Source organism: Pelatocladus sp. (genome assembly GCF_059505505.1).
Genome location: NZ_JCACKS010000238.1, coordinates 26,268 through 37,377, shown reverse-complemented (window position 1 = coordinate 37,377; position 11,110 = coordinate 26,268). Strand labels below are relative to the sequence as shown.

Below are 11,110 nucleotides of genomic sequence, written 5' to 3'. Positions count from 1 at the left end.
ACCATAATTCTTCTCTCAATGGAATGATCCTTACAGTCCTACCTGGGGAGTTACATTTATTTAGTATTTATCGTTCTTCTTTCAAGACACGTTTTCGAGAACTATCATTAGCAATCTTCACACTTATACCTTTTTTCGTCTGGCAATCTTGGTACAATTATTTAAGAACAGGGATTTTTTATAAATCTCCTGTACAAACAGCAATTTATGCTGAAAACAATGCTTTAGACGGTAATATTTTTTTAGGAATAAGTGGTTTACTTTTCAGTCCAGGTAAAAGCATATTTATTTATGCTCCTTTACTAATTTTGTCTGTAATTTTATTCAAAAAGTTTTATAGAGAGCATAAAAAAGAAGCAATATACATCGCAGCAATTACTATACTCTGGTTTTTACTTCATGCCAAATTGAGAAACTGGTATGGTGCAGCAGGATGGGGTTCTCGTCACTTTCTCCCGATTGTGCCGATCGCCTTTTTACCTTTTGCTGTTAATCTAGAGTTTATTTGGCAAAAAACAGCCTTGAGAATTGCCACAATCTTGCTAGCAAGTTTTGGTTTTATTCTTGCTTTATCCTCCATAATTTCCAATTGGCATTTTCGCATGATGTACGCCTTGCAACGCGGTATTGCTACTATGGATGTTAACAATAATTTTATTTGGAATTTTTGGCAGAGTCAGCCAATAGATATGATCACTGGCGCATACGGCAATATTGTACGGATATTAACTCATGCACCAATCATAACTATTAAAAATACATACTCAGAAGCAAATGAGTATGCAAGCAGCACGATAAATGTGTGGTCTAATTCTTTTTTACATGCAGGTGTTCCCTGGTATTTAGTCTTACTTTTGGTCACTCCTTTGTTGATTTTGATGTATCTCTCAGCACGAAATATTCTTCGTTCTCAAGTAAAAGTTTGTAGTCAGGACTTTAGTTCTCTTTAATCGCTAAAACAAAACTTAACCAAAGTCAGCAGCATAAGTGGCATAGCTAGAGCGAAAATATAATTGGATAAACTGATGATTTAAGTATCTTAGCTGCATTGCTACTACTTATGTCATCCCCACTTGATCGCCCGCTCAAAATTGAAGTCAGGTTGCCATCTTACCATCCGCAGTTATTACAGGGACTCGATACCTGGCTGCATTTGGGCTTGATATCTGATGCCCAAGTTAGGCAACTGTGTCGAGATAACCTTGTTTGCAAGGTAGTATTAGCTCCTCAGATTCAACCTGAACCAGAGGAAGCAACTGTCACATCTGAAGCTGTACAATTATCTGTCAATGCGATCGCACCAGAACCAGCCAAACCGAATTTTGCAACAGAAATATTGCAGTCATTTCTCTCAGAATTAAGTGTGCGTTGGCTGCTATTTTTGGGAGTATTTCTGGTAGTGCTATCTTCAGGAGTCCTTGCAGCTAGTCAGTGGGAAAAATTTCCCACAGTTGGACAATATGGGGTTTTGTTTGCTTATACCCTGAGTTTTGGGGGAATGAGTTTTTGGACAGCCAAGCAAAGTAATTTGAGACTAACAGCGCAGACATTGTTAATTGTCACGCTTTTATTAGTACCGATAAATTTTTGGGCAATAGATCGCTTTGGATTATGGCAAAATCCTGTAAACTGGATGATAGTGGCGATCGCTTCTATTTGTCTAACTGCGATTACAGTTTTAATAGGACAAAGCCGATTATTTACTACCAATTTAGCCAATCAGAAATTATTTTTAGTCAATATTCTCGGACTAAGTTATTTGCACTGGGGCTGGAATTTACCCGAATTTCCCTTAATAGCACTTTATTTAGCAGTAGTAGGAACAACTCTAATTACAGTCTATCAAACTCGTTCACTATCACGACAAACAGATAGACAAACTGGTAGTGGTATTAGTTTATCTGCCTCTGTTGTAGTTTATGCCTTGCTGGTATTACTAATTAGAGGAATTTTTATTCACCACCTAGATGTTACCCAGTTGGGATTAGCTGTTGGTATTTGCGGATGGCTAGTGACTTGGCTAACATTATCAACAAATGTAGAGACGTACCATGGTACGTCTCTACAACTACCTTGGCAACTCATAGGTGGTATTTTATTATTCCTCGGCTGGCTATTTTCAGTAGTATCTCATCCTGGACAAGCAATAGCTGTAAGTGGCTTGACTTTGTGGTTTTTCGCCCATCGTTTACAACTATATAACCGCCGACGTGATTTTGTAGCTATCTTTTTAATCGGTTTAGAGACAATTTGGCTAGGTTGGCGATTAGTACCCTACGAATTGCAGAAATTAGCGATCGCCACAGCAACTCAACTTACTAATTCTCAAGGTGAAGCTTGGGCTTTACTAAGTATCGCTCTATTTCCCTACGTGATTTTGATGGTGCTGCTGACAGATAAGCTGTACCGCATTCGTAGAAGAGAAATAGCTAAATTTGGTGAACAGCTAACATTGGCTTTTGCTTGTGCATTAACTGTAATTGCTTTAGCTAACCCAGCATTGCGATCGCTAAATCTACTTTTATCTACAATTACTCTAGCAATTGTCACCCGAAGGTACATGTATCGGGACAGAGGATCTGTTGAAGATCCCTCATCTGTGTCTTTACCTGTCTCCCCAACCTTGATATATCTGACTCACATCACCGGAGTCTTGACGCTGTGTTCGATCATTGATTGGGTGTTCCCAGATCTGAATAATGAAATTTGGGCAACAATTTTGTTAGTTATGATGGTAGCCGAATGGCTATTTAGTCTTGGTTCTGGTTGGTGGCGACGCAGTGCTTGGTATATTGGTTTGGGACTCGCTGCAATTAGTTTTTATCTACTTTGGGTGAATGCTGAATCTGTCTGGAGAAACTATGCTGTCAATAATGGCTATTGGGGACTGATTTGGTTAATTACTCCTCTAACTCTCACAGGTGTTGCTAGTCGTAGTAGTGGACAAAAGCGAGATTTCACTACTGTCTTAAGTGTCATCGGATTAGGACTTAGCCAGTTACTAATTTTACCTGTATCGACAGCCAGATTAATCGGTTTGACAGTTGCTGCGGCTTTGATGTTTGTGAATACGAGTTTTTTAAGACACAAACAGCTTGCAATAATTACAGTTGGATTTGTTTTAAGTGCGATCGCCGCTTTGCTGTGGGAACTAGCAAAATTGTCAGCACAGGGCTGGTATATAGTTGGAGCAATTACTATTTTTGGATTATGGCTAACTCGCGCAACTCTCCAAAATAGAGGTAATGAATTAGCAAGTATATATGCAGTTGCCACAGACAGATGGGCGATCGCATTAACTGGTGTAGAGTTATTAAGTTTGACACTGCACTCTGTCTGGGTTTATCAAGGTGTTGCAACTCCTGGATTGTTATATGTTGCTGCTAATGTAATTATTTTGGCAGCCATAATTTATCGTAGTTGGCGACAACCAACAAACTTTGCTTTTTATGGCATCGGTTGGTGTTTAGAATTATTAATTGCCGAGTTGCTAGCTTTTGGCGATCGCTCTATGATTCAAATTGCGATCGCTAATATCGCCTTGGGTTTATTCTCTCAACTATTTGGCGAATGGTGGCAACGCCGATACCGTTTAGAAAGATTACCTAGCAGCTTTCATATTCTCCCGTTGATATATGCAGGCTTCAGTTTACTCCTACGCTTGCACACTTTCACCAACTGGACAGGTTTAGCATCTTTGGGTGTAGCTGTAATTGTAATTGGAGTCGGGCGACGTCGGCAAGAATTCAAGCCTCTAGTTTATCTGGGAATTCTAGGCATATCAATTTCTGCCTATGAACTATTGTTCTATCAAATGTTGCAAGCTTCAGGAGGTGCATGGGGTGATGGTTTAATTGCCATGTCAGCTTTAGGCACAACTATAATGTATGCCTATCGTCTATTGTCGCCTTGGCTAGTCAATTATTTACGACTGACACCACAAGAATTAAAAATAATTGCTCATCTGCACTGGGCTTGGAGTAGCTTTTTATTAATAGTTGCGATCGCTGCACCCATCCAAGTCAACCGTATCTTGGGTTTGGGAACAGGAGTATTTTTGATTCGTTATGCGATTTTTCAGGGAAGATTCCCCCGACACACAGAAGACGCGGAGAATTCTTCTGTCCCCGCGTCAATAGTGACACCTGATGAAATCTGGGTTTACTTGGGCTTATTAGAAGTAGCTGCAATGAGGATATTTTGGCGAGAAACGGCTGTGGGACAATGGTTTGCTGGGCCGTTAGTACCTTGGAATGCTGCGATCGCCTGTATCGTTGCCTATTTCCTCTACATCTTACCTTGGCAAAACTGGGGTTGGTCAAAAAGACCTTGGCAACGAGCCGCCTACATCATACCACTCATACTTTTATGGGAAACCAGGCTACAAATTAATCCAATTGCTTTGCTGTTAACAGCCGGATTTTATGCTTTCCTCGGTATCATTAGCCATCAATTTCGTGTTACTTACATCAGTGTGGCATTAATTGATTGGGCTATTTTCCGTTGGTTTGCTGCATTCGGTTTGAATGATAGTTTATGGTATGTGACAGTAATTGGTTTATCACTACTATATATTGCCCAATTTGATCCACAACTGAGACAACCAGAGATGAAAACCAGTCGTCACTACTGGCGATTGTTGAGTAGCGGCTTAATTTGCGGATGGGCAATTTTATTTCATCAAGATACAGCCTTCATACCAGGAATTTTTAGTCTCATCGCTATTTTTACAGGTTTAGGTTTGCGAGTGCGGGCTTTTCTCTATGTTGGTACAGCTACCTTTTTGATTACTGGTTTTTATCAATTGGTGCTTTTTAGCTTGCGCTACTCATTTTTTAAATGGATTATTGGCTTAGTAGCAGGTATTATCTTTATTTCCATCGCCGCCAACTTTGAAACCCATCGCACCCAGTTAAATTCCGTACTTCGCAGTACTGGCGATAAATTTCAAGATTGGGAGTAGCCAACAAGAAACGTTTATTACAAACATTCTTTGATCTATAGAAAAGATTAAAGCATTTGTAAGAAACGTTTTAACCTTTTCTATGAATACTCTTTGATCTATAGAAAAGATTAAAGCATTTGTAAGAAACGTTTTAACCTTTTCTATGAATACTCTTTGATTTATAGAAAAGATTAAAGCATTTGTAAGAAACGCTTTAACCTTTTCTATGAATGTTTAAATTTCACCACAAACGTGAAAGCGATGCTGCAAAGCAGCCGCTACGCGATCGCAAATAATCTCTTAATCTCTTTTAACCAGCAATCTAGTAAAGCTGGTGGATACCAGACCAAGACATAAAGTGAAATCTGGAATTTTGATATTAATTCTCGTCGTATGCTGAGACTTCTAATCCAGAATCCAAACTGCTGCGCGATACGGACACGCAATCGCAGAGACAGATCAGAATTACAACGGTTGTGTTGTGCAGATTGCAGCACAAACACTTGGTAAATTTCCTTGAGTCTGGAGTTTATAGAACTAACATTTTGACTTGATGGGAAAAGGGATGAACACCAATGACCTAGCCAAAAACCCCTAAGTTCATCTACTTCTTCTAGGCTCAGTTCTTCGCCCAGCAATTGTTTAATATTACGCTTGGAGTTGGTCAGAGAGTAAGTATCCTGATCTAATTTCTTGGCAGAAGAAATACTCTTGTCGTGACGGCGTTGTTGTAGTAGAGCATCAGACAAAATAACAATATCACTAACCTGAATGAGACGGCTCCAAAGTTCGTAGTCTTGACTATAGCGATAATTCTCGCAATAACCGCCTAAATTTCTCACAGGCTTTTGCCTAAACATCACTTGGCTGTGACCTGCCAGATGATTATAGAACAACAAGTACCAAGCTACTAAATCGCGATCGCAATCTCTTGGCTGTTTTCCGAGAAAACGTCCTTCAGGGTCGATCCATTCTATATTGCAAGATACTAGAACGACTTCTGGAGACTGATCCAAAAATTTCACCTGCTTCTCAAACCTTTCGGGTAAGGACACATCGTCTGCATCCTGTCGAGCGATATATTCTCCTTGTGCTAGTTTCAATCCTTTGTTTAGAGACTTAGTTAAACCAAGATTTTCTTCATTCTTGAACAACTTAATCCGCTGATCTTCTTTTGCATATCTAGTAAGTATTTCCCAGCTACTATCGATAGAGCCGTCATCAATCACAATGAATTCAAAATTAGTAAAAGTCTGATTAAGAATACTTTCTATAGACTCCTGTAAGTACTGGCCGCCATTGTAAACTGACATCACAACGCTGATTTTAGGTAACATTTGATATATCTCATCAAGTTTGTTCTAGGATTAGTTAAGCTTTGATCAATTTTTTGTAATCTAGGTGCAGCAAACTGCAAAATCCGCTCGACTCTACTATCCCAAGTAAAGTTATGTACCTCTTCAAAAGCACGTTCAGCAATTGCACTTGCTAGTGTTGGATTTTCAAATAATTGGACTATTGCTTGTTTGAATGCAAGAGGTTCATCAGGTTGTGCCAAAAGAGCATTTTCGCGATCGCGCAATACTGTTTTAATAGTTGGCAATGCTGAAGCAACAATTGGTCTTCTAGTAGCCATATATTCAAACAGTTTGAGGGGGCTAGTCGTTTCACTTAAATGCCAATACTTACTAGTAGGAAGAATCAGAACATCTGCTGCGTACAAATATGAGGCTAATTCTGATTGCACTACATGACCGACAATGTTTACGTTGTTTAAGTTCAGATTTTCACACTCTTTTTTGACTCTATTAATATCATTAATCCATCCTCCTACCAAAACAAATTTATATTCTGGCATCAGGCTAGCAGTTTTTAAAAGTGTTGGAATTCCTTTATGTTCATATAGATGCCCAGAGTATAAAACGATTTTTTCATCTTGAGCAAAGGATAGCTTTTGGCGAGCAAAATCTTTTGCTTGGTAGGGCAAAAAATTGCTTAAATCTACACCGCTATGGACAAATAAAGCCTTTTCGGGACTGAGACCATGTTTGATATATTGGTTTAACAATTGGGGCGATATAGTCACGAAACCGATAAAATTTTGATCATCAAAAAATTTCCGACTGGGAGAATCATCGTTAATCGGTTCATGCTTTTCCCATATAACTGGTATACCCATCTTCAGCAAAAGCTCAACGATGTTAGGTGTACGGGTATATACCAAAGAAGGAGATTGCAGACAGGCATACAAAACAGCTAATTTAAAAAATCTTGGATTGTAATAATCTGAGGGGAAAGGGTAATTTACCCTAATATGTGTTGGGATACGTACTACCTTAAAATTGCAGTGTAAGCCATACCAATCTTTAAATTCTGCATCCATCCCTTTCAAAGTTGACTTAATATCTCCACCCGTCACTAACTCAAACTTTTCCAGCTTTTGAGATAAGGCTTGCGCCATTTTAGCAACTTGTATCGTATGAGCCATTTTTGAAGGCAGATTTCCATAAGATAAATAGAGCAGCGATTTTAATGTTGCCATGTTAGATTTATTGTTTGGTGATTGCACGTAGCCTTAATTTACTTACTCACAAGCTTCCACGACCTTGGCTGATAAAACTTACATCCACTCATCTTGCCATCTGATTCGACTGTAAATTTGAAAGATTCAACCACATCAAACGTATAAAAAGAGCCAGTTTTGACTTTAACGCTCATGGTATATGTACCAGGTCTAAAGCCCAGAGAAGGCAAATGAACTTGTATTTCATGTTCTCCTGGGAGGACTTCAAAAAACGTTTGATCATTTCCTCCACTTATAAATAAAGTTGAACCACCTTCACTACCTAATTCTGTAATTTTTAAATGGAGATTAACATGATCAACTTTCTTGTAAGCTTTAATACCAACACAAAAAATTAGGTTTTGACCACTAACTATTGATTCAAGAATTTTTCCCTGTTGATCTATAAAGAAAAGCGAAGCTATATCTATTCCTAAACTTTCAGTTTCTAATTTTTCTGGTAGAAACATGACTGCATTTTCTTGATTTGTGGGACTACCCAAAAACAAATCTTCTTCATATCTTTTGATCACTTTTTCTATGTCACCAGATACAACGAATTCGCCTTTCTGTAGATAAATTGCGGATTCACATGCATGTAATATTGCTTGAGTATTGTGGTTGACCAAGATAAAAGATATGCCTTTTTGACGGAGATCGTACAGCTTACGATAACACTTGGCTTTAAATTTTATATCTCCTACAGCTAGCACTTCATCAATGAGAAGAATTTCTGGTTCTGTATGAATTGCACAAGCAAATCCTAACCTTGCTGCCATCCCTGAACTGTAGGATTGCACTGGAGCATCAATAGCATCCCCGATTTCTGCAAAATCTACGACATCCTGAAATCGCTCATCAATTTCTTGTCTAGACAAACCCAAAATTGACATATTTGTATAGACATTTTCCCGTCCTGTCAAAATTGGATTAAATCCCGCTCCCAAGGCAATTAGTGGTGCTAACCGACCAGTAACTTCCACAAAACCAGTATCCGGCTTAATTAAGCCACTAATAATTTTTAGTAGTGTCGTTTTTCCACTACCATTTGGCCCTATTAAACCGAGTGATTCTCCTCGGCGTAACTCAAAACTGACATCTTTTAACGCCCAAAATTCTTTTGGTCTGAGCTTCTGGCTGGATGTTCGCGTTCTTGTTACTTCACTGACAATATCCTGAACTCCGTAAAGTAGCGATCGCTTCAAGTCACGGCAAAACTTTTTCGAGACTCCTTTAACTGAGAGAATCACCTCATCATCTTGTGGCTTTTCTAAAATTTCTTGATCGGTAAAGTTAATCGTCATTAGGAACTGATCCGCTCAACAACAAAAGGCATCGCTAGACGATATATGAGCCAGGCCAGCAGTAATCCCACTATGGCAATGAGACTCGCCAACCAAAAACCGTATGGGTTCGACACTACACCTGTGGTTGCCAACTCTCGTGTTGTCACAAGCAATGGAGTAACTGGATTTAGTTGTACAATTGCTGCTAATCCACCCCCACGGGGAACAGGATAAACTACTGGTGTCAAAAACAGCCAGAGTCCGATAATTAAGGTCAAACCCTTAGTGATGTCGTTGTATAGAACACCAAGGGGAGCTAGTAATAAGCCGATAAATGTCCCTAAAATCACCAAATGAATCAAGGCTACTGGTGCCAAAATTACAGTCCAACTCACTGGCATCTGAAACCAAATGAACAACCCCACGATGAGAATTAGTTTGATGGCAAAGTTAAAAAATATTTCGCCCAGCTTGGCAAGGATGAGTGCCTCACGTGGAAAATTGATTCTAGCTAGCATCTGCTTGGCACCTGTCACTGCTTGAATCGGAGCGTTCAGTGCTTCTGTAAAAGTCTGCCATAGAGCCATGCTAAACATGACATAAGCTGGGTAAGGCAAATCTGTCACTCCCACATTCACGATTTTGGCGTTACTAGCAAAAGTAAAACCTAAAGCAGTGATAATTGGTGGAACAAAAGCCCAAAAAATCCCTAAAAAAGACTGCCGATATTGGGCGCTAATATCCCGTACCATTAGCTGTCTAGCCAATTCCCGACAAGCAAGCAAGTCTCGCCCCATTGCTTTGAATAATTCAACAGGATGCTCCAGCTGACTTTTAGGTGTGTAAACCACCTTTCGCGATCGCCGATCTGATCGTGAATTTAATTGCGATGGCTTACTTTTTAATTTGCCCATAAATGGAAGGAGTTGTCAAAATGGATTACACAGAAATTTTTTGTCTGAATGTTTGAGAAGATGGCGGTTGACACATTTGCATAACTTTCAACCATCTTTGTCGCAAAACTCTGTCATATGGTTTCCAAAGCTGCTTGCTTTTTTTGGCTTGCTCAGTGATGTCAGCAATTGTCATTTCCCGTCGTTGATTTGACTGCTTATTCAACCTTAATTTTTGTTTGAACTGTACCCAAGAGTAATGATCTGGCCAAATTAAAGAAGTCAACGGTTTAAGCACAACTTTTAAAAGGCAAATCACAAACAATTTATACACACTTGGGCGTAAAAATAACATCAAATCTGACTGTAAAGCTTTGACTAGAAACAGAAAACTATTCCAATTAGCACCGCAAAAGTAGCTTTTCCCAAACAGATAGTTGTAAAAATGACCTTTAGACCATTGATAGAGACTGCTTGAAACCTCTGGGTGCTGTTGCTGCGAATTTGTCAAAACTAACTCGTAAGACCTTGCCATTGAGATCGCACTACCGGACATACTTGTAGTTAGCTGACGATAACCAACCAAAAATTCTGGTACCAGACGGAATTGATAATTCTCAGCAATACGCAAGTAAAGATCCCAGTCTTCACAACCTTGAGCTTTATTTTCTTTTAATTTGCAGTTGTACTTACCAACTTTCTCTAGACAAGTACGACGAATCAGAGGTGAGCTAGCATGACCTATAAAATTGTGATAAACCAAAGCTGGATAAATATTTCCTTCTAGCTTGTCAAAGCCATAATCACGATATTCTCCAATAATTGAACCCTGCTCATCAATCCATGCTGACCAGCAATAGACAAGCCCAACAAATGGTTGTGCTTGTAACATGCATTGCATTTGTCTTTCTAGTTTTAAAGGATACCAAATATCATCAGCATCAATGGGTGCAATGTATTCACCACGAGAATTTTCGATTGCCAAGTTACGAGCAGCAGCAACTCCTTGATTTGACTGCTGTAATAAAGTGACACGTTGATCTTTTTGTGCAATGGATTTGACAATTTCAGGAGTTCTGTCCTGCGAGCCGTCATCTGCAACTAAAACCTCAATGTTTTTATAGGTTTGAGACAGGACAGAGTTTAATGTTTGACTAATAAAAGCCTCAGCATTATAGGCTGGTATAATTACTGAAACTAATGGGGAACACTGGTACATTTGCTTTCTAGCCGTCTTGTTTTTACTTAAGCTCTCTTCATGTAGTTTTGTGCTTCGTTTTACGCTATTAATTTAGATTAATACTGAATTAAGATACGTTAAAACAAAATGTAAAAATATTTTTCCCGCACAGAGAGAGACTTTGGTATAAGCGTTTACATGCTTTTTTGACAAGTAAATGCTCAGGCTTTAACGAAAACTACT

At 39.0% G+C, this 11,110-nt stretch carries 6 protein-coding genes and 1 pseudogene; 2 read left to right on the top strand and 5 right to left on the bottom strand.

What is annotated here, in order from left to right; all coding sequences use genetic code 11:
* Together AC5JMK_RS23655 and AC5JMK_RS23650 are read left to right on the top strand one after the other, a co-directional pair.
* Positions 1-950 (top strand): annotated as a pseudogene (locus AC5JMK_RS23655) (glycosyltransferase family 39 protein); the annotation flags it as partial.
* 110 nt (positions 951-1,060) lie between these two features.
* Positions 1,061-4,963 carry a DUF2157 domain-containing protein gene (locus tag AC5JMK_RS23650; protein WP_495911158.1) on the top strand — a complete coding sequence of 1,301 codons (3,903 nt, stop codon included), beginning with the start codon at positions 1,061-1,063 and terminating at the stop codon, positions 4,961-4,963.
* Between the two features lie 260 nt (positions 4,964-5,223).
* On the opposite strand, the gene AC5JMK_RS23645 is transcribed toward AC5JMK_RS23650, so the two are convergent.
* From AC5JMK_RS23645 to AC5JMK_RS23625, 5 genes are all read right to left on the bottom strand, one after another.
* Entirely contained in the window at positions 5,224-6,282 is a 1,059-nt protein-coding gene (locus tag AC5JMK_RS23645) for a glycosyltransferase family 2 protein (protein ID WP_096676415.1), read from the bottom strand.
* Positions 6,258-7,433 carry a glycosyltransferase gene (locus AC5JMK_RS23640; protein ID WP_096679024.1) on the bottom strand — a complete coding sequence of 392 codons (1,176 nt, stop codon included), beginning with the start codon at positions 7,431-7,433 and terminating at the stop codon, positions 6,258-6,260. The genes AC5JMK_RS23645 and AC5JMK_RS23640 overlap by 25 nt, the downstream gene beginning before the upstream one ends.
* A gap of 92 nt (positions 7,434-7,525) precedes the next feature.
* Positions 7,526-8,812: an ABC transporter ATP-binding protein gene (locus AC5JMK_RS23635; protein WP_096676414.1), complete on the bottom strand. Its 1,287-nt coding sequence runs from the start codon at positions 8,810-8,812 to the stop codon at positions 7,526-7,528.
* A complete protein-coding gene (locus AC5JMK_RS23630) occupies positions 8,812-9,708 on the bottom strand; it encodes an ABC transporter permease (RefSeq protein WP_096676413.1) in 897 nt (298 codons plus the stop codon). The genes AC5JMK_RS23635 and AC5JMK_RS23630 overlap by 1 nt, the downstream gene beginning before the upstream one ends.
* 25 nt (positions 9,709-9,733) lie before the next feature.
* Complete coding sequence (locus AC5JMK_RS23625) at positions 9,734-10,906, bottom strand: glycosyltransferase family 2 protein (RefSeq protein WP_096676412.1); 1,173 nt, start codon at positions 10,904-10,906, stop codon at positions 9,734-9,736.
* Between the last annotated feature and the right edge of the window lie 204 nt (positions 10,907-11,110).

Excerpts from the sequence above, each read along its gene's own strand:
- AC5JMK_RS23635 (WP_096676414.1), bottom strand. The coding sequence starts at position 8,812 with ATGACGATTAACTTTACCGATCAAGAAATTTTAGAAAAGCCACAAGAT.
- AC5JMK_RS23625 (WP_096676412.1), bottom strand. The coding sequence starts at position 10,906 with ATGTACCAGTGTTCCCCATTAGTTTCAGTAATTATACCAGCCTATAAT.
- AC5JMK_RS23645 (WP_096676415.1), bottom strand. The coding sequence starts at position 6,282 with ATGTTACCTAAAATCAGCGTTGTGATGTCAGTTTACAATGGCGGCCAG.
- AC5JMK_RS23630 (WP_096676413.1), bottom strand. The coding sequence starts at position 9,708 with ATGGGCAAATTAAAAAGTAAGCCATCGCAATTAAATTCACGATCAGAT.
- AC5JMK_RS23640 (WP_096679024.1), bottom strand. The coding sequence starts at position 7,433 with ATGGCTCATACGATACAAGTTGCTAAAATGGCGCAAGCCTTATCTCAA.
- AC5JMK_RS23650 (WP_495911158.1), top strand. The coding sequence starts at position 1,061 with ATGTCATCCCCACTTGATCGCCCGCTCAAAATTGAAGTCAGGTTGCCA.